This window comes from Arthrobacter gandavensis, assembly GCF_039528575.1.
GTDB classification, from domain to species: Bacteria; Actinomycetota; Actinomycetes; order Actinomycetales; family Micrococcaceae; genus Arthrobacter_B; species Arthrobacter_B citreus_B.
This window is the reverse complement of sequence record NZ_BAAALV010000002.1, coordinates 1,413,333-1,438,218: the sequence shown is the minus strand read 5'-3', so window position 1 is coordinate 1,438,218 and position 24,886 is coordinate 1,413,333. Positions and strand designations below refer to the sequence as shown.

The 24,886-nt window shown below is 65.8% G+C and carries 26 protein-coding genes; 5 read left to right on the top strand and 21 right to left on the bottom strand.

Annotated elements, in window-relative coordinates; genetic code table 11:
- Positions 1-8 precede the first annotated feature (8 nt).
- The 8 genes from ABFX29_RS09990 to clpS all read right to left on the bottom strand — a co-directional run bounded on the left by ABFX29_RS09990 (position 9) and on the right by clpS (position 6,061).
- Positions 9-1,019, bottom strand: coding sequence for a 3'-5' exonuclease (locus ABFX29_RS09990; protein WP_152227044.1), 1,011 nt, complete (start codon positions 1,017-1,019; stop codon positions 9-11).
- A 1-nt stretch (position 1,020) separates the two neighbouring features.
- Positions 1,021-1,707 (bottom strand): DedA family protein, encoded by a 687-nt coding sequence (locus tag ABFX29_RS09985; RefSeq protein WP_152227042.1) that lies wholly within the window; start codon positions 1,705-1,707, stop codon positions 1,021-1,023.
- Between the two features lie 100 nt (positions 1,708-1,807).
- Entirely contained in the window at positions 1,808-2,455 is a 648-nt protein-coding gene (rdgB, locus tag ABFX29_RS09980) for an RdgB/HAM1 family non-canonical purine NTP pyrophosphatase (RefSeq protein WP_152227040.1), read from the bottom strand.
- Positions 2,452-3,207: a ribonuclease PH gene (gene rph, locus ABFX29_RS09975; RefSeq protein ID WP_152227038.1), complete on the bottom strand. Its 756-nt coding sequence runs from the start codon at positions 3,205-3,207 to the stop codon at positions 2,452-2,454. The genes rdgB and rph overlap by 4 nt, the downstream gene beginning before the upstream one ends.
- Before the next feature lie 9 nt (positions 3,208-3,216).
- On the bottom strand, positions 3,217-4,098 hold the full coding sequence (locus tag ABFX29_RS09970) for an MBL fold metallo-hydrolase (protein WP_152227036.1): 882 nt from the start codon (positions 4,096-4,098) through the stop codon (positions 3,217-3,219).
- Positions 4,095-5,069, bottom strand: coding sequence for a glutamate racemase (gene murI / locus ABFX29_RS09965; protein ID WP_152227034.1), 975 nt, complete (start codon positions 5,067-5,069; stop codon positions 4,095-4,097). The genes ABFX29_RS09970 and murI overlap by 4 nt, the downstream gene beginning before the upstream one ends.
- An 88-nt stretch (positions 5,070-5,157) precedes the next feature.
- Positions 5,158-5,721 (bottom strand): DUF2017 domain-containing protein, encoded by a 564-nt coding sequence (locus ABFX29_RS09960; RefSeq protein ID WP_152227032.1) that lies wholly within the window; start codon positions 5,719-5,721, stop codon positions 5,158-5,160.
- A 31-nt stretch (positions 5,722-5,752) separates the two neighbouring features.
- The gene (clpS, locus tag ABFX29_RS09955; RefSeq protein ID WP_152227030.1) at positions 5,753-6,061 is read right to left on the bottom strand and encodes an ATP-dependent Clp protease adapter ClpS; all 309 of its coding nucleotides are present in this window, start codon (positions 6,059-6,061) and stop codon (positions 5,753-5,755) included.
- 96 nt (positions 6,062-6,157) lie between these two features.
- Here clpS and ABFX29_RS09950 point away from each other — a divergent pair, with 96 nt between their 5' ends.
- On the top strand, positions 6,158-7,492 hold the full coding sequence (locus tag ABFX29_RS09950) for a nicotinate phosphoribosyltransferase (RefSeq protein WP_152227028.1): 1,335 nt from the start codon (positions 6,158-6,160) through the stop codon (positions 7,490-7,492).
- Entirely contained in the window at positions 7,489-8,106 is a 618-nt protein-coding gene (locus ABFX29_RS09945) for a nicotinamidase (RefSeq protein WP_152227026.1), read from the top strand. The genes ABFX29_RS09950 and ABFX29_RS09945 overlap by 4 nt, the downstream gene beginning before the upstream one ends.
- Positions 8,107-8,184: 78 nt before the next feature.
- Here the strand turns inward: ABFX29_RS09945 and ABFX29_RS09940 are convergent, their stop codons facing one another.
- The 7 genes from ABFX29_RS09940 to ABFX29_RS09910 all read right to left on the bottom strand — a co-directional run bounded on the left by ABFX29_RS09940 (position 8,185) and on the right by ABFX29_RS09910 (position 17,042).
- The gene (locus tag ABFX29_RS09940; RefSeq protein ID WP_152227024.1) at positions 8,185-9,975 is read right to left on the bottom strand and encodes a DEAD/DEAH box helicase; all 1,791 of its coding nucleotides are present in this window, start codon (positions 9,973-9,975) and stop codon (positions 8,185-8,187) included.
- Positions 9,972-11,390, bottom strand: a complete 1,419-nt coding sequence (locus tag ABFX29_RS09935; RefSeq protein ID WP_152227023.1) for an MFS transporter — start codon at positions 11,388-11,390, stop codon at positions 9,972-9,974. The genes ABFX29_RS09940 and ABFX29_RS09935 overlap by 4 nt, the downstream gene beginning before the upstream one ends.
- Before the next feature lie 67 nt (positions 11,391-11,457).
- Entirely contained in the window at positions 11,458-11,763 is a 306-nt protein-coding gene (locus tag ABFX29_RS09930; RefSeq protein ID WP_152227021.1) for a DUF3039 domain-containing protein, read from the bottom strand.
- 31 nt (positions 11,764-11,794) lie between these two features.
- Complete coding sequence (locus tag ABFX29_RS09925) at positions 11,795-13,366, bottom strand: transporter (RefSeq protein WP_152227018.1); 1,572 nt, start codon at positions 13,364-13,366, stop codon at positions 11,795-11,797.
- Positions 13,348-14,184 (bottom strand): ABC transporter ATP-binding protein, encoded by an 837-nt coding sequence (locus ABFX29_RS09920; RefSeq protein WP_152227016.1) that lies wholly within the window; start codon positions 14,182-14,184, stop codon positions 13,348-13,350. Before ABFX29_RS09920 ends, ABFX29_RS09925 begins: the two co-directional genes overlap by 19 nt.
- A gap of 100 nt (positions 14,185-14,284) precedes the next feature.
- The gene (locus ABFX29_RS09915) at positions 14,285-15,226 is read right to left on the bottom strand and encodes a tetratricopeptide repeat protein (RefSeq protein ID WP_152227014.1); all 942 of its coding nucleotides are present in this window, start codon (positions 15,224-15,226) and stop codon (positions 14,285-14,287) included.
- A 112-nt stretch (positions 15,227-15,338) separates the two neighbouring features.
- Complete coding sequence (locus ABFX29_RS09910; RefSeq protein ID WP_152227012.1) at positions 15,339-17,042, bottom strand: DUF8094 domain-containing protein; 1,704 nt, start codon at positions 17,040-17,042, stop codon at positions 15,339-15,341.
- Positions 17,043-17,300: 258 nt separating this feature from the next.
- On the opposite strand from ABFX29_RS09910, the gene ABFX29_RS09905 reads away from it, so the two are divergent.
- The gene (locus tag ABFX29_RS09905; protein WP_152227010.1) at positions 17,301-18,608 is read left to right on the top strand and encodes an AI-2E family transporter; all 1,308 of its coding nucleotides are present in this window, start codon (positions 17,301-17,303) and stop codon (positions 18,606-18,608) included.
- Between the two features lie 21 nt (positions 18,609-18,629).
- Here ABFX29_RS09905 and ABFX29_RS09900 read toward each other — a convergent pair whose 3' ends face one another.
- Positions 18,630-18,989 carry a hypothetical protein gene (locus ABFX29_RS09900; RefSeq protein ID WP_152227008.1) on the bottom strand — a complete coding sequence of 120 codons (360 nt, stop codon included), beginning with the start codon at positions 18,987-18,989 and terminating at the stop codon, positions 18,630-18,632.
- A gap of 39 nt (positions 18,990-19,028) precedes the next feature.
- Here ABFX29_RS09900 and nucS point away from each other — a divergent pair, with 39 nt between their 5' ends.
- Together nucS and ABFX29_RS09890 are read left to right on the top strand one after the other, a co-directional pair.
- Positions 19,029-19,724, top strand: a complete 696-nt coding sequence (nucS, locus tag ABFX29_RS09895) for an endonuclease NucS (RefSeq protein WP_152227006.1) — start codon at positions 19,029-19,031, stop codon at positions 19,722-19,724.
- Positions 19,725-20,011: 287 nt separating this feature from the next.
- Positions 20,012-20,215 carry a cold-shock protein gene (locus ABFX29_RS09890; RefSeq protein ID WP_055239636.1) on the top strand — a complete coding sequence of 68 codons (204 nt, stop codon included), beginning with the start codon at positions 20,012-20,014 and terminating at the stop codon, positions 20,213-20,215.
- A 69-nt stretch (positions 20,216-20,284) separates the two neighbouring features.
- Here ABFX29_RS09890 and murA read toward each other — a convergent pair whose 3' ends face one another.
- The 5 genes from murA to ABFX29_RS09865 form a co-directional block, all read right to left on the bottom strand.
- The gene (gene murA, locus ABFX29_RS09885; protein WP_152227004.1) at positions 20,285-21,550 is read right to left on the bottom strand and encodes a UDP-N-acetylglucosamine 1-carboxyvinyltransferase; all 1,266 of its coding nucleotides are present in this window, start codon (positions 21,548-21,550) and stop codon (positions 20,285-20,287) included.
- A gap of 106 nt (positions 21,551-21,656) precedes the next feature.
- Positions 21,657-22,085, bottom strand: coding sequence for a DUF2550 domain-containing protein (locus ABFX29_RS09880; protein ID WP_152227002.1), 429 nt, complete (start codon positions 22,083-22,085; stop codon positions 21,657-21,659).
- 9 nt (positions 22,086-22,094) lie between these two features.
- Entirely contained in the window at positions 22,095-22,388 is a 294-nt protein-coding gene (locus ABFX29_RS09875; RefSeq protein WP_055239633.1) for a F0F1 ATP synthase subunit epsilon, read from the bottom strand.
- Between the two features lie 5 nt (positions 22,389-22,393).
- The gene (gene atpD / locus ABFX29_RS09870) at positions 22,394-23,857 is read right to left on the bottom strand and encodes a F0F1 ATP synthase subunit beta (RefSeq protein ID WP_091603475.1); all 1,464 of its coding nucleotides are present in this window, start codon (positions 23,855-23,857) and stop codon (positions 22,394-22,396) included.
- Between the two features lie 69 nt (positions 23,858-23,926).
- On the bottom strand, positions 23,927-24,820 hold the full coding sequence (locus ABFX29_RS09865; RefSeq protein WP_055239631.1) for a F0F1 ATP synthase subunit gamma: 894 nt from the start codon (positions 24,818-24,820) through the stop codon (positions 23,927-23,929).
- Positions 24,821-24,886 lie beyond the last annotated feature (66 nt).

Here is a 24,886-nt window from a genome sequence, read left to right as displayed (position 1 = left end):
CCCGCAGCCTACTGGCTGCCGGCCGGCCAGGTACCGCCGATCATTTGCAGGAACTCCGCCTCGGAGAGCACCTCGATGTTCTGTCCGCGGTCGTGCAGCTCCAGCACCCGGCGGGCTTTTCCCGTGACCCGGCCGTTGCGCAGGTCCCCTGCTTCGAAGCCGTCACCAACCACCAGGACGGTAGTGGACCGGGTGACGTTGCTGGCGGTACGGGCTCCCAGCTCTGCGGCGCGTTCCTTGGCGCTTTGGCGGGGCATGCCCAGGTTCCCGGTAAAGACAACCGTTTGTCCGTAAAGCGGGTGCCCTGGACGGGCAGCCGGGTTCGGCGGCGGGTTGACGCCCTCGGACGGCCAGCTGCTGAAGGACGATGCTGCTGCCGAGGCCGCCGTTCCGGTTCCCCGTTCCAGTGCGTCCCTGGTGGCTTTGGAGAGCGGGTCGATCCCGGGCCGGTACGCCGGGGCATGGTTGGGCCGCAGGCCCTGCAGCGCGAAGTATTCCGCCAGGCTGCCGGCCCCGGAGCGCGCCACGATGTCGATGAGGATTCCGGCGCAGGCGCGGGCGTCCGCCGTGGCGTCGTGATGGTTCTCCAGCGGAACGCCGGCGGCCTCGGCTACGAACGGCAGCGAGTGCGACGGCAGCGAATAGGTTCGCCGGGACAGGACCACCGTGCAGGCGTAGTCATATGCCGGCCCGCCGAGCCCGGAGACTTCCAGGGCGGACCGGATGACGCCCAGGTCGAAGGCCGCGTTGTGGGCCACCAGGAGGTCATCGCCAATGAATGCTCCGATTTCCGGGAAGAGCTCGCCAAAACGCGGTTCCCCGGCCACCTGATGGGCTTCGATGCCGTGGATGCGGATATTGCGCCGGTCAAAGAAGTCGTGCCCGGCAGGCGGGCGCATCAGCCAGGAGGCCTCTTCCACGATCCGCCCTTCGCGGACCTTGCTCAGGCCAACTGAGCAGGGCGAGCCGCGGAAACCATTGGCCGTCTCAAAATCAATGGAGGTGAAATCAACGCCCACGTCAGGACTCTTCGGCCGCGCGCTGGGCCTTTCTCCTGCGGTAGGAACGGATCTTGGCCGTGACGTACCAAACGGCCGCGACAAGGACAGCGGCAATCACGATCTTCTGGAAGATCCCTGCGTATTCCTCGACAATGTGCCAGCTTTCGCCCAGGAAATAGCCGGAGAACACGAAGATGCTGTTCCAGATGAGGCTGCCCGCAGTGGTCAGGCCCAGGAATTTGAGCACCGGCATCTTCTCGATACCGGCGGGGATCGAGATCAGCGATCGGAAAATGGGAATCATCCGGCCGAAGAAGACGGCCTTGTAGCCGTGTTTCATGAACCAGGCCTCAACCTTGTCCACGTCCTCAATATCGACCAGCGGCACCTTCTCGACAATGGCGCGCATGCGGTCCCGGCCCAGCCAGGCGCCAAGCCCGTACAGCGCCCACGCGCCGAAGACGGACCCCAGAGTGGTCCAGATCAGTGCCTCGACAATAGAGAAGTTGCCCTGGCTGGCAGCGAAACCGGCCAGCGGGAGGATAACTTCACTGGGCAGCGGCGGGAAGAGGTTTTCCAGTGCAATGGCCAGGCCGGCACCCGGGGCGCCGATGGCCTCCATGATGTCCACGGCCCACTGGGCTACCCCTCCCAGGGCCGATTCGGAACTGGCGGGGTCAACTGAGGCGCTGGTCAGGATACTCATATCGCAACCAATTGTGCCCTACTCCCCCGCCGGGCAAGAACGAACCCGCCCGCCCCGGAGCGGCGCCGCAACGATCCGCGGCGCTGCCGCGTGGCCTAAATCACGCACCGCCGCCGGCCTGCGGTGCCGCGAGCACACGGATGATGGCGGGCAGCAGGGCCCGGAACGCCTGGCCTCGGTGGCTGATGGCGTTTTTCTCGGCGCGGGAGAGCTCGGCGCAGCTGCGGGTCTCCCCCGCCGGCTGCAGGACGGGGTCGTAACCAAAGCCGCCCGTTCCCCGGGGTTCAGCGAGCAGGGTCCCACGCAGCTCCCCGCGCTCAACGACGTCCTCTCCGCCGGGCACTGCCAGCGCTGCCGCGCAGATAAACGCGGCCCCGCGGTGCTCGGGGCCAATGTCCCCCAGCTGTGCAAGCAGCAGGTCCAGGTTGGCCTGGTCATTGCCATGCACACCTGACCAGCGTGCCGAGAAAATGCCCGGGGCACCGCCCAGGACGTCCACGGCGAGGCCTGAGTCGTCCGCGATTGCCGGAAGCCCGGATGCTTCGGCCACTGCCCGGGCTTTCAGGAGCGAGTTCTCCTCGAAGGTGACCCCGGTTTCGGGAACATCCGGGACGCCGGCTGTTTCAGCGTCGATGACCTGGGTGTCGACGTCGAGCCCGTCGATCCGCCCGCGCAGCAGGTCGCGCAGTTCGTTCAGTTTTCCGGCGTTGCGGGTGGCCAGCACCAGCCGGGGTGCCGGCGCGTTCACGAAGCGGCCAGGGTCTGCCGCTGGATCTCCGCGAGCTGCGAGGTGCCCAGCAGCGCCAGGTCCAGGAGGGCGTCCAGCTCGGCACGGTCGAAGGGAGCGCCCTCGGCGGTGCCCTGGACCTCAACGAACTTGCCGCTTCCGGTGACCACCACATTCATGTCGGTTTCCGCCCGGACGTCTTCCACGTAGGGCAGGTCAAGCATTGGCACGCCGTCGATGATGCCCACGCTGACGGCCGCAACCGTGTCCAGCAGGGGTTCGGCACTGCGTGCCACCAGCTTGTTCTCCTTGGCCCAGGCCAGCGCATCCGCCAGTGCCACGTAGGCACCGGTGATCGCAGCGGTCCGGGTGCCGCCGTCGGCCTGCAGGACGTCGCAGTCAAGGACCACGGTGTTCTCGCCGAGGGCGCGGGTGTCGATGACCGAGCGCAGTGAGCGTCCGATCAGTCGGGAGATTTCATGGGTGCGCCCGCCGATCTTTCCCTTGACTGACTCGCGGTCGTTACGGGTGTTGGTGGCGCGGGGAAGCATCGCGTATTCGGCGGTGACCCATCCCTTGCCTTCGCCCTTCAGCCAGCGCGGCACACCCGGCGTCAGGGAGGCGGTGCACAGCACCCGGGTGTTGCCGAACTCAATCAGCGCCGATCCTTCGGCCTGGCTGGACCAGCCGCGGGTGATGCTGATGGTGCGGAGCTGGTCGGGGGTGCGGCCGTCGGCGCGAAGGGCAGGCGAAGGATTCGGAGCTGTAGTCATGCCGCCAGTCTATCGGCCGTGTACCGGCCGTCCCGAGGCAGGGTGTTCAAGCACTTCGCTGCCGTTTACTGCCAGCGGCGGCACAAAGTCCGTTCCCACGTCGTAGGAGACACCGGCGACGGCGACGGCCAGGTCGCCGTCGTACGTCTCGCGGGCCTCGGCAACAGCCGTGTTCGCGTCGTTCCAGACCGGAAGGTGGGTCAGCAGCAGGCGGCGTGCCCCGGCCGCCGTCGCAGCCGCACCGGCACGCTTGCCGGTCAGGTGCACACCGGTGATCGCGTCGTCGCGTCCCTCGTGGAAGGCTGCCTCGCAGAGGAAGACATCGGTGTCCCGTGCTGCGTCTACGAGGCCGGGGCAGGAGTCGGTGTCTCCCGAATAGGCCAGCGTCCGGACCCTCTGGGTACCGTCCCCTGCGGGCTCCACTGCTTCCACGCGCAGGGCGTACGCTTCTTCCGCCGGGTGGGACACCGGATGCGGGGTCACGGTGAACGGGCCGATCCTTACCGGTTCGCCGGCCTTCCACTGCATGAACTCAAAGTCCTCATGCATGCCCGGATCGGGATCCAGTCCATAAGCGACGGCTATCCGGTCCGCGGTCGCAGCGGGCCCGTAGACCTTGACCCGGTCACGTCCCCAGCCGGCGGGATCCCAGTGGACCGCCACATGCAGTCCGCACAGGTCCATGAAGTGGTCCGGGTGCAGGTGGGTGATGAGGACTGCGTCGATGTCCTTGAGGTCCATGTAGCGCTGCAGGGTTCCCAGCGACCCGTTGCCCAGGTCCAGCAGGATCCGCCAGTCGCGTATCCCGTCACTGGCAGTCACCAGATAGCAGGAGGCAGGCGAGGCAGGCCCGGGGAAGGACCCCGAGCACCCTACGATCGTCAGTTTCATCGGGCACCATTCCCCAGGGCAGCGTCCGCGGCCGGCAAACCGGCCTGGGCACGTGCGGCGGCAATCATTTCGGGCGTAATCCGGGCAAGGACACCGGTGGGATACCGTGCGGCCACTGAGTCCGCATGCTCCACCCGCAGGACCTCGGGTCCAAGGAAACGCCGGGCCAGCAGTTCAAAGGAGGCCGCGTCACCGGTGGCCACGAAGCGGTGCTGCGGCGCAGTGTCCGCCGTGCGGGCCAGGCCGTGGGTGATCAGTGCCCTGTACACGTCCTTGGCGGTCTCTTCCGCACTGGAGACCAGTGTGACGTCCTCGCCCATGACGTAGGAAATCACCCCGGTCAGCAGCGGGTAGTGCGTGCAGCCCAGCACCAGGGTGTCCACGCCGCGTTCCTTCAGGGGCGTGAGGTAACCAACGGCGGCGTCCAGCACTTCCTTGCCGGCAGTGACCCCGGCTTCCACGTACTCAACGAACGCGGGGCAGGCGACCGAGGAGACGCTCAGGTGCGGGGCGGCAGCGAAGGTGTCGTCGTATGCCCGGGAGCCAACCGTTGCGGCCGTGCCGATCACCCCGATGCGCCCGGTACGCGTAGCAGCGACCGCCCGGCGGACTGCAGGCTGGATAACTTCGATGACTGGGATGCCGTAACGCCCGGTGTAGCGTTCCCTGGCATCGCGCAGGACGGCGGCGGATGCCGAGTTGCAGGCAATCACCAGCAGCTTGACGCCGGCGTCCACCAGTTCGTCCATGACGCCCAGTGCATAGGCCCTTACATCAGCAATCGGCAGCGGCCCGTAGGGGCCGTGGGCAGTGTCTCCGACATAGAGGATCGATTCGTTGGGCAGCTGGTCGATCACGGCACGGGCAACAGTGAGGCCACCGACTCCCGAATCGAAAATGCCGATCGGCGCGTCAGTGGTCTTCGGCAGGTCGTCCTTCAGCGGTGAAGTACCCGGATGGTCAGAGCTCATGATGTATCGACAATAGTCCCCAGGCCCCACAGCGTGCACTCAGCTGCCAGTGGTCTTAGTCACAGGCAAGGCGAACCCGGCCCGCGCATCAGCGGCGCGGAAGACTGTCCAGCAGGGCCTTCATCAGGGTTTCCTGCAGCCAGGTGACGAAGTTGTAGACGAGCGCAAGGTATTGGTCCACGTCCTGCGCATCACCCGGCTCGGTGATGTCATGCAGCGCTTCGGCGTCCGCATCCGTCTTGAGTCCGAGCCTGGAGCCCAGGACAAGGCGCACGTCGTTCAGGGCCTGGGCAAAGTGCCTGGCCTGCTCGTTGTCCAGGTGCAGCGGGCTGGACTCCAGTGCCAGCGACGCGGCCCGCAGGGAGCCGGTCTTCACTTCCCGCAGGGAGCGTTCGGTGAGCCGGCGGAATTCAAGGGCATCGGCGTCGTTCTCTGCCACAGCGTTCGGCAGCAGCCGCAGCAGTGCGGGATCTTCGGGTGCCTCGGCGCTGGTGTCCAGCCCGACCATGGCCGCCAGCGGATCTTCCGACGCCGGGGTCCTGGGCTCGAGCATGGTGATGATGTCGGCAAACAGCCCGCGCAGCAGGGAACGTTCGCCCGGCTCGAGCTGGGCTGTGATGCCTTTGCGGGTGAGCTTGAATCCGGTGGCCAAGAAGGACCTTTCCTGTGGTGTTGGGCCTTGCTTAGGCCTGGTCGGCTTTCTGGAACGTAGCCCAGAGACCGTAGGAGTGCATGGCAAGGGTGTGCCGTTCGGCTTCTTCACGCGGACCAGTGGCCACCACGGACTTTCCGTCGTTGTGGACCTGCAGCATCAGCTGGTCCGCCTTGGACTCCGAGTACCCGAAGTAGCTCTGGAAAACGTAGCTTACGTAGCTCATCAGGTTCACCGGGTCGTTCCAGACAATCACGACCCAGGGCACATCGGCAGCAGTTTCCTCATCGGTCAGTGAGTCGGTCTGGGTCCCGGTGTCCGGGAGGGTGGCTACGCTCATGGTGCCAATTGTAGTTTGGCCCGCACGTCCCGCGGCCCGCACTCCGCAGCCCGCGGGTGCGGCGCAGGCCGGGGACGGCGGGTTAGAGTTTTGGGTGTGAACGCTACCACCGCGTGGCAGCAGCCAAATGCTGCCCTGTACACCGACCACTACGAACTGACCATGCTGCAGGCCGCCCTGCACTCCGGCACGGCCGAACGTCGCTCAGTGTTCGAGGCCTTTGCCCGCAAGCTTCCCGACGGCAGGCGGTACGGCATCGTTGCCGGCACCGGCCGCCTGCTCGAGGCCCTGGACAACTTCCGCTTCGAGGAAGCCCAGCTGAACTTCCTGGCTGCCAACGGCGTCGTGGACGACCGCACCCTGGCCTGGCTCGCTGACTTCCGTTTCTCCGGCACCATCACCGGCTACGCCGAAGGCGATGTGTATTTCCCGGGCTCCCCCATCCTGCAGGTCGAATCCAGTTTCGGCGAAGCCTGCATCCTTGAAACGCTGATCCTCTCGGTGCTGAACCACGACTGCGCCATCGCATCGGCTGCCTCGCGGATGACCAGTGCCGCAGGCGGGCGCCCGTGCATCGAAATGGGCTCCCGCCGCACCCATGAGGAAGCCGCCGTCGCCGCTGCGCGCGCCGCCGTCATCGCCGGTTTCGACAGCACCTCCAATCTGGAAGCCGGGCTGCGGTACGGCATCAAGACGGTGGGTACCGCCGCGCATTCCTTCACCCTGCTCCACGATTCGGAGGTGGACGCCTTCACCGCCCAGACCGCGTCGCTGGGGCTGAACACCTCCCTGCTCGTGGATACGTACGACGTCGAGCAGGGCGTTCGCAACGCCGTCACCGTTGCGGGCCAGAAGCTGGGCGGCGTTCGGCTGGATTCCGGTGACCTGGTTGCCCAGGCCCAGTGGGTCCGCGAGCTGCTCGATGACCTGGGCAACACGTCCACCCGGATCATGGTGACCTCCGACCTGGACGAGTACGCCATTGCGGCGCTGGGTTCCGCTCCGGTGGATGCCTACGGCGTGGGTACCTCCCTGGTGACCGGCTCCGGAGCACCCACCGCCGGGCTGGTGTACAAACTCGTCAGCCGTGAAGGAACGGACGGGAATTTCGTTTCCGTAGCCAAGGCAGCCAAGAACAAGGCGTCCCTGGGCGGACACAAGTACGCCCTGCGCCGCATCAACCAGCGCGGGCGCGCCGTGGCCGAAGTGGTGGGCGTTGGCGCCCTCCCGCATAACGACGGCGATGACCGTGAGCTGCTGGAGACCTTCGTCGCCGACGGCGTCGTGCAGCCCGGCTGGACCGGACCGGACGCCGTGGACCGCGCCCGTGCCCGCCATGAAGCTTCGCTGCTTGAACTGCCGGCGGCGGCTTACCGCCTGCAGCGCGGAGAGCCCGTGATCCCAACCGAATTCGAGGAGGAAACCCGATGACCCGTGCACTGATTGTGGTTGACGTCCAGAACGACTTCTGCGAGGGCGGCTCCCTGGCCGTGCCCGGCGGAAACGATGCTGCGGCGGAAATCAGCGACTACATCGAAACGTCCCGGGACAGGTATGCGGCCGTCGTCGCCACCCAGGACTGGCACATTGAACCGGGCAGCCACTTCTCCGACAATCCGAACTTCCGCGATACGTGGCCGGTCCACTGCGTCGCCGGCACCCACGGGGCAGCGCTGAACCCGGACCTGGACACGGAGTTCATCGACGCGTACTTCCGCAAGGGCCAGTACGAGGCCGCCTACTCCGGCTTCGAAGGCCTCCTCGCTCCGGACGTCGAAGTGCCGCTGGGCGACCCGGACGCCGAACCGGCACCGGACGAGGACGCCGTCAGCCTTGACGACTGGCTCCGGGACAACGGCGTGGACGAGGTAGTGATCGTTGGCCTGGCCACCGACTACTGCGTCAAGGCCACCGCCCTGGACGCCATTGCCGCCGGGTACAGCACGGCAGTCATCCCCGAGCTGTGCCGCGGCCTGGACCGGGTCGATGTCCGAGCCGCCCTGGACGAGCTGGAGGAAGCCGGCGTCGAGCTGCTGGACCTCTAACTCCATCGACATGACAGAAACTGCCCGTATCGCGCCCGATACGGGCAGTTTCTGTCATCTCGATGAGAGGGGGGCGGGCTATTTGCGGCCGATGAACCAATCCTGAAGCTTGGCCAGCCGCTTCTGCAGCTGTTCCTCGTTTGCCTGGGCCACGGCCGGTCCGCCGCAGATCCGGCGCAGTTCGGAATGGACCACACCGTGGGGCATCCCGGACCGGGCAGACCAGGCGGAGACGTTCTTGGCCAGCTGAGCGCGCAGCTCGGTCAGGTGCCGGTGATCGGCCACCGAGGGCAGCTGCTCCGGCACCGCTTCCTCAGGCTTTTTGCGGCCGCGTCGGGAGAGCTGTTCCTGCTGGCGCTGGCGCAGCAGCATGGTCACCTGGTCCGGGTCCAGCAGACCCGGGATGCCCAGGAAGTCCTGTTCGTCCTCGCTGCCCAGCTCGCCGCCGGTACCGAACTCGCCGCCGTCGAACAGCACCCGGTCAAAGGACGCCTGTGATTCGAGCGCCTCAAACTTCTGCTTCTGCAGCTCACCGGAGGCTTTTTCTTCCCGGTTCGCGGCTTCCATGAGGGAGTCGTCAAGGCCAAAGCCCTCTTCCTCGGCATGGTTCTCCGGCCGGTCCAGGGCGTGGTCGCGCTCCACTTCCATCTCGTTGGCGAGAATCATCAGGTGCGGCACGGAGGGCAGGAATACCGACGCCGTTTCGCCCCGTTTCCGGGCACGCACAAAACGTCCCACGGCCTGGGCAAAGAACAGCGGCGTCGCCGTGGAGGTCGCATAAACGCCGACGGCGAGGCGCGGCACGTCCACCCCTTCGGACACCATGCGCACGGCCACCATCCACCGGGAAGTCCCGGCGGAGAAGTCATCGATCTTTTCCGACGCCTTGGCGTCGTCAGAGAGGATCACCGTGGGTGACTCCCCGGTGATTTTCTTCAGCTGGCCTGCGTAGGCCCGCGCATCCTCGTGGTCTGTGGCGATCACCAGCCCTCCGGCGTCGGGCACGGTACGGCGGACCTCGCTGAGCCGTCGGTCGGCAGCGGCCAGGACGGCCGGAATCCACTCTCCCGCCGGGTTCAGCGCAGTGCGCCAGGCATGCGCGGTGATGTCCTTGGTGACGGCGGCTTCGCCGAGCGAGGCTGCCATTTCCTCTCCGGCGCTGGTGCGCCAGCGCATCTGCCCCGAGTAGGCCATGAACATCACCGGACGGACCACATGGTCCTTCAGCGCCTGGCCGTAGCCATACGTGTAATCGGCCTTGGAACGGCGAATCCCCGCGCCGTCCTCGATGTATTCAACGAAGGGAATCGGCGCAGTGTCGGAGCGGAACGGGGTACCGGTCAATGCCAGGCGCTTCGCGGCCGGTTCAAAGGCTTCACGGATGCCGTCACCCCAGGACAGGGCGTCACCGCCGTGGTGGATCTCGTCCAGGATCACCAGTGTGCGGGCGGCTTCGGTCTTGGCGCGGTGCAGCATTGGTTTGCTGGCGACCTGCGCGTAGGTAACGGCGACGCCGATGAAGCCATGGCCGTGCCGGCCGTCAGCATTCTTGAAATTGGGGTCCAGCGCGAGGCCAACACGAGCGGCCGCATCCGCCCACTGCCGCTTCAGGTGGTCCGTAGGCGCTACGACGGTAATCCGGTTGACGATTCCCCGGTCCACCAGTTCAGTGGCCACTCGAAGGGCGAAGGTGGTCTTACCTGCGCCGGGCGTCGCGACGGCGAGGAAATCGCTGTCATTCTTCGCGAAGTATCTCTCCAGGGCTTCGGCCTGCCACTGGCGCAGTTTCGGGGCTGTTCCCCAGGCTGCTCGCTCAGGGTAGGCAGGGGGCAATGCCGGTCCGCCGCCGAACAGGGTATCGGGACTCACGCTTGGGAATGCACCTTTCCGGTACTTGGTCTAACACTTGCACTGCGGATACCCGCCGCTGTTCCAATCACGGCGAATACCGCCAGGACCAGCCACATCAGGGAATACCCGGATTCCTGGCCCACGGGATCCTGCTGCACCAGCACGGCCAGCAGCACCCCGCCCACGGCGGTGCCCGCTACGGCGCCCACTTGGTCGGAGAGCTGGAGCGACGCCGAGTTTTTCCCCCGGTCAGCTGCCGAAGACGCGTCGAGCACCAGGACCGAAGTACTTGAAAGCGCCGCGCCCATGGCTACCCCGGCCAGTGACCAGACGGCCACCAGGAGCCAGAACGGCCCCTGCGCACCTGCCAGCAGACCGGTGCCGCCAATCGAAAGAGTCAGCAGCCCCGAACCTCCGGCCAAAAGCAGGTGGCGCCGGGGACCCGGTACCCGTGCCTGCAGGAAGGATCCAATGGCCCAGCCTACCGCGCCTGCAGTCAGCGCTATTCCGGCGGTGGCCGGGCTCACGCCGTAGACAGCCAGCAGCATGACGGGCATAAAGGCCTCCGCGGAGACGAACGCGGCGTTGATGAGTCCGCGTGTCGCCACCACCGACGGCAGGCCGCGCCGCAGCCAGAGAGTTCCCCGGGGAAGCAGCACGGCCAGCGCTGCCACAGCAGCCAGGACACCGGCGGCTGCCAGCAGGCCCAGAACCGCTGATCCCCCGGCTGCAGCTTCATTGCCGGCCCACTGTGCGGCAAACACACCACTTGCCAGGAACACGCCCCACACCGCACGGCGGCGGCCCAGGGCGGGGTCAAGATCCGGATTCTCCGGGGCACCCAGGTGCCTCACCCGCGGCCACACGAGGGCGGCGGCCACAACAACGATCGGAATGGCGATGGCAAAAACCCAACGCCAGCTCACGTACTGTGCCAGGAGCCCGGCGGCCAGCGGGCCGACCATGGACGGCAGGATCCAGGCGGTCGCCACCCACCCGAAGACCAGGGGCTGCAGCTTCGAGGGATACACCTGGCCAATGATCACGTACAGCGCCACCACCATGGCGCCGCTGCCAAGCCCGGAAACCGCCCGGCCGGCAGTGACCAGCCAGAACTCCCCTGCAGCCGCCGAGAGAACCAGTCCCGCGACCAGCAGGGCCATGCCGGTGATCAGCGGACGGCGGGGTCCCTCGGCGTCGCAGCGCGAACCGGCCAGCACGGAGCCAAGGAGTGAAGCCGTCAGGAACATCGAGAACGCAAGTCCGTACCCCGCTCCGGCACCCAGGTCGTCTCCGATCACGGGCATCGCCGTCGTGACTGCCATCGCTTCGAAGGCCACGCAGGTGACAATCGCTACGACGCCGAGCGTCAGCGGCCGATAGGCAGCGGACATGGCGCCCGCAGGCGGTTCCGCGGGCAGGGGCTCACTCATAAGGGCATCAGGACTTTACTGCCGTCCAGGGTGCGACGGCGACGAAGGGCTGGGGGCAGAGCGGGGGCTACTTCTTCCCGCTGTCATCCTTGCCCGGGCGCAGCCCTTCGTAGATTTCCTTGCAGGCGGGGCAGACCGGGAACTTCTTGGGATCCCGGCCCGGAGTCCAGACCTTGCCGCACAGGGCAATGACCGGCTCGCCCGATAGGGCCGATTCCATGATCTTTTCCTTGCGCACGTAGTGCGAGAAACGCTCGGCGTCACCGGGTTCAACAAGCTCGCGCTGCTCTTCGCGCTCGATGACGGCGGTGGAAGAACCGCTGTCAGCCCGGCGCATGGGGTCGGATTCGAAGGGATCAGGAGGCAGAGTCATGCCCCTATCTTAGTACCCGGCGCCCCCGCTCCTACTTGTTGACTGTCACAGCCAGCAGGACCTCGGGACCACGCCTGTCCAGCCACCGTCCGCCAATCCGGATGCCTGCCGCGAGGGCAGCCGATCCGTAGACCACGCCCACTGCAAGGCTCACCCAGCCCCAGGCGCTTCCCAGCCCGAAGGCGTACAGCGCCGCCGGAACCAGCAGCGGCAGGGCGACGACGAACTGAACGGCCAGCCACAGGAACTGGACCAGCATGGTCCTTCCTGCGGAACCCGGAGGAGTCTTGAAGGCGTTCTCCCCCGGCAGCGGCACGTTGTAGGTGTACCGGGCGGAGAAGACGCTGGAGAGTCCCAGCCCGCTCAGCAGCAGGCCGATGCAGAGTCCCAGCAGTACCGGTACGTCCTCCGGCCGGCCAAGGACGATCGGAGGAACAACTGCCGCGATAAGCGTTGCCGGCAGGGCGAAAACAGCACAGGCAATGGCACGGCCAGCCCGGTCCGCTGTCCCCGAGACCCCGGTGGAGAGGTGCAGGGCGAACGCGGTGTTGTCGTAGGAGATGTCTGCGGAAATACCAAAGGCGAGCAGGAAAGCCACCAGCGGACCGATGCCCAGGACTACCGGAGGGAGCCCTTCAGTCTGCACCGCAAAGATCAGGACGACGGCGAGCACGGGGACGATGATCAGGGAGGCACTGTAGCGCGGGTCGCGGACCCAGTACGTCAGGGCCCGGGCGGCTACTGCACCGGTGGGAGTGGCCGGGAAACGGGCGAAGAAACCCAGCTTGCCGGCGCTGCGGCTCGCCGTGGCGTTGTGGGCCGGAGTGACGAGCGCACGGGCCAGCAGCGCTTTCCAGGCCCAGGTAATCACTGCAAGGAAGAGGACCGAAATGAGCAGGCGGAGCAGGCCAGTGCCCGCGCTGCCGAGGGCGACGTCGCCCGGGACTGCCCAGGCGCTGCCCAGCGGCGTCCAGGCCAGGATGTCAGCAAGCCTGCCCAGGAAGTCTCCGTCGACAGTGACGGCAGTGGCCGTGAAGCCGATGACCGGGCCAAGGAACATCAGCGGGATGATGACCACGAGACCTGAAACGTCCTTGAAGCGGCGGCTGGAGGCCAGCGACGTCGTGGCCGCCACCCCGAGCCTGGCCATGACCACGCAGGTGAACACTGCCACCACCGCCGCCGGCACTCCGGCAAGCACTGCAGCGGGGTACCGCCACCAGGCCACGGCCTGGATCAGTGCGGAACCCAGGGTGATGATGCCGGGGATGCCGATGAGGGACCCAAGTGCCAGCCCCAGGATCATCTGGCGCATCGGAATCGCGAAGGTCACGAAGCGGGCCGGGTCCAGCGTCATGTCCACGCCGGTGGCCACGACCGGGATCACTGCCCAGCCCAGCACGGCAGCAGAGCCGCCCAGGATCACCAGGATCCGTGCCAGCGCAGGGTCGTTGTAGGTGAGGAAGAACAGGCCGCCCAGCATTAGTCCGAGGATGCTCAGGCCGTAAAGCGCGCCAAAGGCGATTCCGACAATCTGCCAGGGACTGCGCTTGAGCGAGTTGCGCAGCAGGATCAGCTTGAGCTTTAGGAGGTGCGCAACCATGAGAGGCCCTCCGATGTGCTGCGTCCGCCCACCAGGCTCACGAAGGTGTCTTCCAGGCTCTGTCCGCCGCGGACTTCATCCACGGTTCCGGCCGCCAGGACGTTGCCTGCGGCGACCACGGCAACGTGGTCGCACATGCGCTGCACCAGGTCCATCACGTGGCTGGACACAATCACGGTACCGCCGGATGAGACGTAGTCGGCCAGGATGTCCCGGATGTTGGCGGCGGACACCGGATCCACCGCTTCGAACGGCTCATCGAGGACCAGCAGCCGCGGGGCATGGATCAATGCCGAAGCCAGTGCGATCTTCTTGGTCATGCCGGCTGAGTAGTCCACCACCAGCGTGCCTGCGTCAGCTTCGAGGTCCAGGGCCTTCAGCAGGTCCGCGGTCCGTTCCGCCACGGTCTGGCGGTCCATTCCACGCAGCAGGCCGGCATAGGTGACCAGCTGTTCACCGGTCAGCCGGTCAAAGAGCCGCACTCCGTCCGGGAGCACGCCCATCAGCCGCTTGGCTTCCAGCGGTTTCGCCCAGACGTCCACGCCGTGGACCCATACCTGGCCGTAGTCCGGGCGCATCAGTCCGGTGGCCATGGAAAGCGCTGTGGTTTTGCCGGCACCGTTGGGGCCAACAAGACCGTAGAACGAGCCGGCCGGCACGTCGAGGTTGATGCCGTTCACGGCAATCTTCGGGCCGAACCGCTTGGCCAGCCCGCGGATGGCCAGGGCCGGTGCCGGCTGGGCTGAGCCGGCCGGGGCTGACTGTGCGTTCTGCGGTTCCCCGCCGGGCACGGCGGAAGGATCAGGTGTTTGGCTCATACAGAAAATCTAGCAAGCAGGGGCCTTCGCTGACCTCCGCCTTGCGAACGAAATCCGTAACAAAAAAGGTGCCGCCACCCCGCCGCTCGGACTAGGACCCCTAGAACAGTGCCCGGGCCAGGGCGGAACGGGCTTTGGATACCCGGGGATCTGTCGGGCCCGCAATCTCGAACAGGTCCAGCAGGCGCAGCCGCACGCGCTCACGGTCCTCGCCGCTGCTACGGGAAATCAGCCGGATCAGCCGGTTGAAGGCGTCTTCGACGTGGCCGCCTGAAATATCCAGGTCGGCCACCGCCAGCTGGGCATCGACGTCGTCCGGATTCTCGGCAGCTGCGGTGCGCAGTGCTTCTGCATCCGCGTCCTTGAGCCGCTGCATCAGCTCGACCTGTGCAAGGCCGGCCTTTGCTTCCGCGTCCGCCGGCTGTTCCGCCAGGGCTTTGCGGTAGGCGGCGGCTGCGCCGTCATAGTCCCCGGCCACAATCGCGTCGTACGCTTCCTGGTGCAGCGGCGGAAGCGGCGCTTCCTCCTCTGCGCCGGCGCCTGCCTCTCCCAGGGAACCGCTGACGCCGTTGGCCTCGGCCACCTGCATCAGTTCAGTGATGAGGGCCCGGATCTGCTCGGCCGGAACCGGGCGGTCCAGCAGCGGCACCGGCTGGCCCTTGATCACGGCGGCGACGGTCGGCACTGCCACGGCCTGGAAGGCCTGCGCGATCTGCGGGTGGGCATCGACGTCGACGTTGGCCAGCAGCAGCCGTCCCTGCCGGCCGGCTGCTTCCTGTTCCAGCACAGCGGTGACCTCGGCTGACTCGGGGCTCCGCGGCGAGTAGAGGTTCACGATCACGGGCACGGTGGCCGAGAGCTGCACCACCTGGGGAAAGGTCTGCTCCGAAACTTCCACCACATAGGAGGAAGGCCCCTCCCCTGGTCCACCGGCCGCCGGGGGCGGCGGAGTGCTGGCGCGGTTTTTCAGGGCGGAGAGATCCACCGCTCCCCGAAGGTTCATGGACGGCGCGGGCGCAGGGCGGTGGTTCGGTGTGCTCATGGCTTCAACCCTAATACGGCTTCCGCGCTGCCGGGCAAGTGTCCGCGAACAGCACAGCGGCGCCGCAGGCATCTTATGCCGCGGCGCCGCTGTGCTGATCAGTGCAGGCGGGTTACTTCAGGGTGGCGGAGAGCAGCTGCTGCGCCGCGCCAACGACCTCTACCGGCTCTGTGCCGCCGGCCGGCGGCACGTAGAGCATCACGGCTTCGCCGTAAGCCACGTCAATGCCGGCTTCAGTGTTCTTCTCGCCGGTGAGCGTCTCATAAATGGTGCCCTCCAGGTTGATCGAGTCTCCGGCTTCGCGCGGGACGCTGGAGTAGCTGTGGGACATGTAGCCGAACACGATCGCGCCGCCGTCAGCAGTTCGCAGCGCCCGGGTGTCGGCGGGCACCGGGGAGTGGCTGAAGGTGATGGTAGCGAACTCATTTGCCGGATTGCTGGTTACCTCGGCCTGGAAGGTGGTGACGGCTTCGGCGAAGCTGTTCGGGGCGAAAGTCGTTTTGTTCCCGCCCTCCGGGTTGGTCAGCGCGTCAGCCAGCGCGTCCACTGCCGCCTGCGGAGCCATGGCCAGGCCCTCTGAGGAGTCAGCGGCGACGGCTTCTACGCCGCTGCCTTCCGCCGGCGGCTGCGGGAACGTTGTTCCGGGCAGCATCTGGATGGCGGAGACCAGCTTGTAGTTCTCCCGTGCGGACGCCTGCACCAGCACCAGCGCCTGGGGAACCGTGTTGTCCCCGCCCTGCGTCACGGCGACAACCGTGCGAGGGAAGGCGGTGCCGGTCGAGATGAGGTCGGTGAGCAGCGGAGAAGCAGCCACAGCGGCCGGGGCCTTCGTGTCCGGAACCTTGGAAGCCGTGGCGTAATTCGCTTCCCGCAGCGCAAGGGCCGTGGACGCCGTGCGCTCAGCCAGCAGCGAAGCGTCCTTTGCGGCATCCGCCTTCTGCACCGTTCCGGCCACGGAACTGAGGATCCGGGACAACTGCCCGTCCAGGACTACGGGGTAGTTTTCCTCCTGCGCGGGCGCGTCGGCCGCAGTTGCTGCCCCGGGCGCCAGGCCCACGGCCAGGCCGCCGGCAAGCGCAGCTGCCGTGAATCCGGCTGCCGTACGGCGTGCCGTGGAAGAAGAGGACTGCGCGGAGGTCTTATCTCCGCGGCGGGCAACGATGCGCTGCGCAGCGGTGTCGGATTCGCGCACTGCCCGCCGACTGCCGGGCGCCGGCGGCGTCGGCTTCCTGCCGCGGGCCAGGAAGGCCAGGGCCAGGCCAAGCACGGCTGCCAGTGCACCGGCGATAATCAGGGGAACCGCCAGCGGCGTGCCCTGGTCGTTCGGCCAGCTGATGGTGATGTCGGTGGGAGCAGGCGCGGTTCCGTCGGAGGCGATCAGTACTGACCAGTCCCCCGGGGCGGGCTCCGTCCAGGTGTAGGAAAGCTCGCCGTCCACGGCTTCCTCGCTGACCCAAAGGTCGGACCCGGCGGGGCTGGGCACGCTGGCTTCGCCCTCACTGGTTTCGGCACTCAGTGAATCTTCGGCACCGGCACCAATCCGGGTCACTGCTGCGCCGTCCACCCACGCGTCGACATCGGCCGAACGTCCCACGGCCAGGAAGACGCCGTCATCGGAGCGGACCGTGATCTCGGCACCGTCCGGGCGGGAGGCCAGCAGGTCTGCCTCGAGCACTGCAACGGGCGCGGCACCGCTGCCCTCCGGGGCCTGGGCCGTTACGGTCTGGGGCGGCGCCCAGAGAGTGCGCTGGCCAATCCCGACGAGCATCATCAGGATTCCGAGCACTATGAGCGGAACTGCAATTTTGTTTCGCACAGCTTACCTATCGTTGGTCACGGTCCTCCGCGCGCCTGTAGGCAGCGGGAACGGGACTGATGCCCCTATGGTCATCGTGGTTGGCGGTTGCTTTATAACCCTATGGTAACGAAAGGGCCCGCAAGAGCACATTTTGGCCGTCGGCCGCCAACCGCGGTGTGCAGCGGGTCTTCGCCCGCCGCCGGTGTTCGACTGATAATCTGGCGCGGCACGGTACACCCCGCGCACCAGTGCAGGCACCGAGGGAGAGCAAGGCCGATGAGCGAAGACCGGGACCTTCCCGTCGACGAACCACTTCCTGCTCCGGGCACGGTTCCCACCCGTCGTGAGCGCCTCAACTCGGCCGGCTCACGCCTCTGGCGCATGGTTTCCCGCATTCCGGGGGCGCGGCCGCGCCCGCAGTTCGATTTCCCGCCCGAAGACCAGGACCTTGAGATCCTTCCCGAGCCTGAGGTCGATCCGGAGGCCAAGCTCTCTGATGAACGACGCCGGTTCGGCGGCCCTCCCCCGCCGCTTTCCACGGGCGCCGGTCCGGACAAGCACCCTATCCGGTTCGGTTTTATGTTCACCGTGGGCGTCGGATTCGCCCTGCTCCTGTTCTTCATCATCACCAACGTCGGTGAACTGCTGGTCTGGATCGGCGCCGCTCTTTTTATTGCCCTCGGCCTGGACCCGGTAGTTCGCTGGCTCAGTGCCCGCGGGGTCCCGCGGCCTGCCGGGATAGCCATAGTAGTGGTGGTCCTGGCCGGTGCCGTCACCGCCTTCTTCGCCACCCTGATCCCCACGATCGTCAGCCAGACCACCGAAATCGTCAACAACGCACCAAGCTATGTGGACCGGTTCCTCTCCTCCGATTTCTTCCTGCAGATTGAGGCCCAGTTCAAGATCCGCGAACGCGTGGATGAAGAGGTACAGAAATTCTTCTCCAACGCCGATGCAGTAGGCGGGATCTTCGGCGGTGTGCTCAGCGTGGGCACGGTTATAGCCAACGGCCTGTTTGGCGCCCTGATCATTCTGGTGCTTACGCTCTACTTCCTTGCCTCGCTGCCGTCCATGAAAAAATGGGCCTACCGGCTGGCACCGCGCAGCCGGCGCAGGCGCGTCGAAGCGCTCTCGGAGGAAATCACCGGCAGCGTGGGCAACTACGTGATCGGCCAGGGTTTCGTTGCACTGCTTGATGCCCTCTACGCCTTCATCATCATGACCATCACCGGGGTTCCGTTCTCTGTCCTCCTGGCCTTCGTGGTGGCGCTCCTGGCCTTCATCCCACTGGTCGGCCCGCCGATCGCCCTGGTGCTTGTCTCCCTCGTAGCGCTGACCTCGAGCTGGCAGACGGCCGTGGTCTTCGCCATCCTCTACATGGCTTATCTCCAGTTCGAGGCATACTTCGTTTCACCGCGCGTGATGCAGCGTGCTGTGGCAGTGCCGGGCGCCGTCGCGGTTATTGCCGTGATCGCCGGCGGCACCCTGCTGGGTGTCCTCGGCGCCCTGATCGCCATTCCAACGGCGGCGGCAGTGCTGCTGCTGATGAAGGAAGTCGTCATCGCCCGCCAGGACCGGATCTAGCTGTACCCGGCAGGACCAGGGCTAGCGGCGGGGCGCTGAGCCCGGACGGGTGCGCCAGCACCGGGCATGCCAGTGGCGCCGGTCCTCGACCGCGCTCTGCCGGCCGAAGAGGGAGTCTTCCTGCCAGACCACCAAATGCTCGATCCCGGGCGGAATAACCTGCCCGCATCCCGGGCAGCGGTAGTCCTTGGCCGCGTTCCGTGCGGTGATCCGGCGCACCGACCATTCGCCGTCGGACGCCGACTCGCGCTGCGGCAGCCCCGCGCGGGAGCGCTCCAAATCAATCTCCGGAACCGGCGCGGCCCACTTGCGGCGCGCATTGCGCCCGGCCGCGGTGCTGGAGGCCGGCAGCTGCCGGCGGGGACGGTTGGAGCGGGGCATAAAACCATCTTGCCGCAGCCGAACCGGTAAAGTGCAACTGTGCGTTTAGTGATAGCCCGCTGCTCCGTTGACTACGTCGGCCGCCTCCGTGCCCATTTGCCCCTCGCTACCCGTCTGCTGATGGTCAAGGCGGACGGTTCCGTGCTGATCCATTCCGACGGCGGTTCGTATAAGCCGCTGAACTGGATGAGTCCGCCGGCCACGCTGCGGATTACCGAGCCCGGCGAAGACGATGCCGAGGCAGGCGTCGTGGAGGTCTGGAACGTCCAGAGCGCCAAGACCGACGACAAGCTGGTCATCAGCGTTTACGAGCACCTCTCTGATGTTGCCCATGACCTGGGGACCGATCCCGGGTTGATCAAGGACGGCGTGGAGGCGGACCTTCAACGGCTCCTTGCCGAACAGATCACCAAGCTTGGCGAGGGATACACACTGATTCGCCGCGAATACATGACCGCGATCGGCCCGGTGGACATCCTCGCCCGCGACGCCGACGGCGGCACGGTGGCCGTGGAGCTCAAACGCCGCGGTGACATTGACGGCGTCGAGCAGCTCACCCGGTACCTGGAGCTGCTGAACCGCGATCCCCTGCTGGCGCCGGTGCGCGGCGTGTTTGCCGCCCAGCAAATCAAGCCGCAGGCAAGGGTCCTTGCAGCGGACCGGGGCATTGATTGCCTCACGCTGGACTATGACGAAATGCGCGGCGTTGACGACGTCGAGTCGCGCCTGTTCTAACCCTTTCCGCGCGGTTAGCAACCCCGTTAACCGGGGCCTTTAACCCTGCAAAACAAGTGCCGGAAAATCTGCAAAGATTTTCCGTCAAATCCGTTGACGGCTCTTTAGTGGTATGTAACGCTATAACCAGTCTTTGTGTAGGTGTTTTTCATGCTCGCAAGACGGTTGCGAGCGTGTTGCTCCTGTAGGAACTGCCTTACCGGCAGGGAACCTGGACTTCCCGCTTCGGTAACAACCACAGGCACGAGGTGTGCCGGTACAGTTCCAGCAATAAAGGAGATAGGCAAATGGCACAGGGAACCGTCAAATGGTTTAACGCGGAAAAGGGTTTTGGCTTCATTACCCCGGATGATTCCGATGGAGACGTTTTCGTCCACTACTCGGAAATCCAGTCCAACGGGTTCAAGACCCTGGATGAGAACCAGCGCGTTCAGTTCGAGATCGGCCAGGGTGCCAAGGGCCCCCAGGCCACCGGCGTAACCGCCCTCTAGTTCTTAGCACCAGCAAAAAGCGGGGACCATTGGTCCCCGCTTTTCTGCTTCCTGGCTCCCTAGACGGTTTCAGCTGCGGCGGCGCAGCACGTTGGCCCCCAGGCCGCGCAGGGAGTCCATGAACCGCTCATAGCCCCGGTCAATGTGGTCCACTCCCCGCACTTCAGTTGTTCCCTCGGCCGCGAGTCCGGCTATGACCAGTGCGGCGCCGGCCCGGATGTCGTTCGCTTCCACCGGCGCCCCTGAAAGCCGGGAGACGCCCTGGATCAGGGCATGGTGTCCGTCCAGTCGTACCACGGCACCCAGCCGGGCAAGTTCCGAGGTGAATCCCCAGCGGGCTTCGAACACATTCTCCGTGACCATTCCCGAGCCGGTGGAAACCGCATTCAGGGCCACTACAAAGGGCTGGAGATCCGTAGGGAAGCCCGGATAAGGCAGGGTGGAGACGTTGATCGGCTCCGGCCGGGACGGCCCCTTGACCGTGAACCCGTCCTGGCGGGTCTCCACCGCGCAGCCGGCCTGGGCAAGCTTGTCCAGCACCACCGTGAGCGCGCGGGGATCAGCGTTGCGAACTTCAATATTGCCGCCGGTGATGGCCGCGGCAAAAGCCCATGTTCCGGCGACGATGCGGTCCGGAACCACGCGGTGCGTCACGGGAGCCAGCCTCTCCACTCCCTCGATCACCAGGGTATTTGTGCCAATCCCGCTGATCCGTGCCCCCATTGAACAGAGCATCCGCGCTATGTCGGTGATCTCCGGCTCCCGCGCGGCGTTATCGATCACGGTGGTGCCGCGGGCCAGGGTGGCCGCCATCATGATGTTCTCGGTGGCGCCCACCGAGGGGAAGTCAAGCACGTGCCGCGCCCCGCGGAGCCCGTCGGGCACTGATGCGATCAGGTACCCGTGGTCGATGGAAATGGAGGTCCCCATCGCTTCCAGGCCGGAACGGTGCATGTCCAGTCCGCGTGAACCGATCGCGTCTCCTCCCGGGAGGGCAACCTCGGCACGGCGGCACCGCGCCACCAGCGGCCCGAGCACGGAGATCGAAGCGCGCATGGCCCGGACAAGGTCGTAGTCCGCCTGGTGGCCGGGAACAGCCGGGACGTCGATCCGGACTTCGGCGGCGTCGGCGTCGTAATCCACAGCGCAGCCCAGGCGGCGCAGCAGCTCAGCCATGATCCAGACGTCCTGGATGTTTGGCACGTTGGTAATGGTGGAACGTCCCTGGGCCAGCAGCGTGGCTGCCATGAGCTTCAGTACCGAATTCTTGGCCCCCGGGACGGTCACCGAGCCGTTGAGCGTGGAGGGGCCGGTGACAACAATGACGTCTTCCATGCCTCCATACTAGGTGCCGCCGGCGTGTGCCGCCTTCCGGCGGCTGGATACGCGCAAAGGCGCAGGGAAGATTCCCTGCGCCTTTGCGCGTACTTAGTCCCCGGTCCTAGCGCCAGGTGCCGATGCCTATCACCGGACCGGCTTCCAGCCAGGATGACAGTCCCGTGTAGACGTCGTACTTCATTGCCATGAGCAGCTCGCGCCCCTCGTATTCGAAGGTCACTACCAGCGCTCCGGGTTGAATACGGGCCCGCTCAGCCTCAGTGGGCTGGCGCCACCCCTTCAACTCCAGGGAACTGCGCAGGAACCTGTACGGCGGACGCGGGCTGAGAGAGAACAGTCGGAGCCATTCAAGATGGGTGTCCGTATAACGACAAACCCCCATCCGCCACCCGCCGGGCGGGAAGCAGATGGAGGCGTCGAAGGTACCCAGGGTGCGCCGCAGCTGTGTGCGGCGCACCCAGAAAAGCGCCGTTGCAAGTACCAGCAGTCCAAAGAAGGCTGCCAGCGCAATGAACACGTAGGTACTGTCCATTTCAGAGGGTCAGCGGGTCCCAGCGTTGGCTGCGTCGTTCAACTGGGCGTTGTCCGCGACGATGACCACACGGTTGGAGTCGACGGAGAAGAACCCGCCGTCAACACCAACAGTGATACGGCTGCCGGACACCGGTTCGATGGCCAGCTCTCCCTCGGCCAGGATCGCCAGCACCGGCGCGTGGCCGGGAAGGATCCCGATTTCACCGTCGGCAGTGCGTGCCTTGACCATCTTTGCCGGGCCGGACCACACGAAGTGGTCGGCCGCGACAATCTCGACTTCGAGTTCAGCAGTGTCAGCCATGGGGCTTACTTCCCGGTCTGCTCTTGGATCTTCGCCCACTGACGCTCAACATCGTCCATGCCGCCGACGTTGAAGAAGGCCTGCTCAGCGATGTGGTCCACGTCGCCGTCGCAGATGGCCTTGAAGCCTTCGATGGTGTCCTTGACGGACACGGTCGAGCCTTCGACGCCGGTGAACTGCTTGGCGGTGTAGGTGTTCTGCGACAGGAACTGCTGGATGCGGCGTGCACGGGCGACGACGATCTTGTCTTCTTCGCCCAGTTCGTCAATGCCGAGGATGGCAATGATGTCCTGCAGTTCCTTGTTCTTCTGGAGGATCTGCTTGACGCGGACAGCCGTGTCGTAGTGCTCCTGGCCAACGTACTGCGGGTCGAGGATTCGCGAGGTTGAAGTCAGCGGATCCACGGCGGGGTACAGGCCGCGGGATGCGATTTCACGGGAAAGTTCCGTGGTGGCATCCAGGTGCGCGAAGGTGGTGGCCGGAGCCGGGTCGGTGTAGTCATCAGCCGGGACGTAGATGGCCTGCATCGAGGTGATGGAGTGGCCCTTGGTCGAGGTGATGCGCTCCTGCAGCAGACCCATCTCGTCAGCCAGGTTGGGCTGGTAGCCCACGGCGGAAGGCATGCGGCCCAGCAGGGTCGACACCTCGGAGCCGGCCTGGGTGAAGCGGAAGATGTTGTCGATGAAGAGCAGCACGTCCTGGTTCTGGACATCGCGGAAGTACTCCGCCATGGTCAGGCCGGACAGTGCAACGCGCAGACGCGTTCCCGGCGGCTCATCCATCTGGCCGAATACAAGGGCGGTGTCCTTCAGGACGCCTGCCTCTTCCATTTCCACCCAGAGGTCGTTGCCTTCGCGGGTACGCTCGCCAACACCGGCGAACACGGACGTGCCGCCGAAGTTACGGGCAACACGGGTGATCATTTCCTGGATCAGAACGGTCTTGCCAACGCCGGCACCGCCGAACAGGCCGATCTTTCCACCCTTGATGTACGGGGTAAGAAGGTCGATGACCTTGATGCCGGTTTCCAGCATCTCGGTGGAGCCCTCAAGGTCCGCGAAGTTCGGGGCCTTGCGGTGGATCGGCCAGCGCTCGTTGATTTCCAGCTGCTCGGCCGGAACGTCCAGCGGCTCACCGAGCACGTTGAAGATGTGGCCCTTGACGCCGTCACCAACGGGAACGGAGATCGGAGCACCGGTGTCGACCACGGCAGCGCCGCGGACCAGGCCGTCGGTGGCCTGCAGGGAGATGGCGCGGACGAGGTTGTCACCCAGGTGCTGGGAGGTCTCGAACGTGATGGTCTTGGTCTCACCGTTGAGCGTCAGCTCGGTGGTGAGTGCGTTGTAGATGGTGGGGATTGCGTCAGCCGGGAATTCGACGTCGACAACCGGGCCAATGACACGGGCGATACGGCCTGTGGCGCCCGGGGCTACGGAGGTTGCTCCGTGCTCGGCAGTTTGGGCAGTCATCTCTCTCACTTCACTCAGTTAGATGGCGTGTGGACTAAGTATTTTCTGGTGGATCTCTTCGAAGGCGGGCTAGGAAGCGCTGAGCGCGTCCGCACCTGCCACGATCTCGGAGAGTTCCTGGGTGATTTCAGCCTGACGGGCGTTATTGCGAAGTCGCGTGTACTTCTTAATAAGGTCGGAGGCGTTGTCCCCTGCGGACTTCATCGCACGCTGGCGGGCGGCGAGCTCAGAAGCGGCGGCCTGGAGCATTGCTGCGAAGATGCGCGACTCGATGTAGCGCGGCAGCAGTGCGTCAAGGACCTGTTCGGGCTCGGGCTCGTATTCGTAGAGGGGCAGGATGTCCGATTCGGACGGTGCTTCCTCTTCGACTACTTCCAGCGGCAGCAGGCGGATTACCGCAGGTTCCTGGACAACCATGGACTTGAAGCGCGTGAACACGATGTGGATTTCGTCCACGCCGCCGTCTTCGTAGGCCGTATTGAAGTCATCGAGGAGTGTCTTGCCGATTTCACGGGCGGTCTCGAACTCGGGCGCATCCGTACCGCCGGTCCACACGCGTTCGTAAGCGCGGTCGCGGAAGTCGTAGTACGCCTGGGCCTTGCGTCCCACCAGGTACGTCTTGACCTCTTTGCCCTCTTCACGGAGCAATTCGTTAAGCGATTCGCTCTGCTTCAGGACGCCGGCGGAGTACGATCCGGCAAGACCACGGTCAGAAGTCATGATCACTACTGCGGCCCGGCGGATCTGCTCCGGCTCGGTAGTCAGCGGGTGATCGATTTCCGACTGGGACGCCACAGCAGAAACGGCACGGGTGATCGCATTGGAATAAGGCAGCGCCGCGGCAACGCGGGTGCGGGCCTTTCCAATGCGAGAGGCAGCAATCAGCTCCATCGCCTTGAAGATCTTCTGCATCGACGTGGTCGAGGCGATCTTCTGGCGGTAGACCCGAATTTGGGCTCCCATACTTTTCCTTTCGGTTCCTAGTTGAGACTAGGGGCTAAGGCAATGGCCAAGGGTTCCGCGGCCGGC

Bases quoted from the DNA above. Each gene is read 5' to 3' on its own strand.
- ABFX29_RS09985 (WP_152227042.1), bottom strand. From the start codon at position 1,707: ATGAGTATCCTGACCAGCGCCTCAGTTGACCCCGCCAGTTCCGAATCG.
- rph (WP_152227038.1), bottom strand. From the start codon at position 3,207: ATGACTACAGCTCCGAATCCTTCGCCTGCCCTTCGCGCCGACGGCCGC.
- ABFX29_RS09970 (WP_152227036.1), bottom strand. From the start codon at position 4,098: ATGAAACTGACGATCGTAGGGTGCTCGGGGTCCTTCCCCGGGCCTGCC.
- murI (WP_152227034.1), bottom strand. From the start codon at position 5,069: ATGAGCTCTGACCATCCGGGTACTTCACCGCTGAAGGACGACCTGCCG.
- clpS (WP_152227030.1), bottom strand. From the start codon at position 6,061: ATGAGCGTAGCCACCCTCCCGGACACCGGGACCCAGACCGACTCACTG.
- ABFX29_RS09945 (WP_152227026.1), top strand. From the start codon at position 7,489: ATGACCCGTGCACTGATTGTGGTTGACGTCCAGAACGACTTCTGCGAG.
- ABFX29_RS09935 (WP_152227023.1), bottom strand. From the start codon at position 11,390: ATGAGTGAGCCCCTGCCCGCGGAACCGCCTGCGGGCGCCATGTCCGCT.
- ABFX29_RS09930 (WP_152227021.1), bottom strand. From the start codon at position 11,763: ATGACTCTGCCTCCTGATCCCTTCGAATCCGACCCCATGCGCCGGGCT.
- ABFX29_RS09925 (WP_152227018.1), bottom strand. From the start codon at position 13,366: ATGGTTGCGCACCTCCTAAAGCTCAAGCTGATCCTGCTGCGCAACTCG.
- ABFX29_RS09920 (WP_152227016.1), bottom strand. From the start codon at position 14,184: ATGAGCCAAACACCTGATCCTTCCGCCGTGCCCGGCGGGGAACCGCAG.
- ABFX29_RS09915 (WP_152227014.1), bottom strand. From the start codon at position 15,226: ATGAGCACACCGAACCACCGCCCTGCGCCCGCGCCGTCCATGAACCTT.
- ABFX29_RS09905 (WP_152227010.1), top strand. From the start codon at position 17,301: ATGAGCGAAGACCGGGACCTTCCCGTCGACGAACCACTTCCTGCTCCG.
- ABFX29_RS09900 (WP_152227008.1), bottom strand. From the start codon at position 18,989: ATGCCCCGCTCCAACCGTCCCCGCCGGCAGCTGCCGGCCTCCAGCACC.
- ABFX29_RS09890 (WP_055239636.1), top strand. From the start codon at position 20,012: ATGGCACAGGGAACCGTCAAATGGTTTAACGCGGAAAAGGGTTTTGGC.
- murA (WP_152227004.1), bottom strand. From the start codon at position 21,550: ATGGAAGACGTCATTGTTGTCACCGGCCCCTCCACGCTCAACGGCTCG.
- ABFX29_RS09880 (WP_152227002.1), bottom strand. From the start codon at position 22,085: ATGGACAGTACCTACGTGTTCATTGCGCTGGCAGCCTTCTTTGGACTG.
- ABFX29_RS09875 (WP_055239633.1), bottom strand. From the start codon at position 22,388: ATGGCTGACACTGCTGAACTCGAAGTCGAGATTGTCGCGGCCGACCAC.
- atpD (WP_091603475.1), bottom strand. From the start codon at position 23,857: ATGACTGCCCAAACTGCCGAGCACGGAGCAACCTCCGTAGCCCCGGGC.
- ABFX29_RS09865 (WP_055239631.1), bottom strand. From the start codon at position 24,820: ATGGGAGCCCAAATTCGGGTCTACCGCCAGAAGATCGCCTCGACCACG.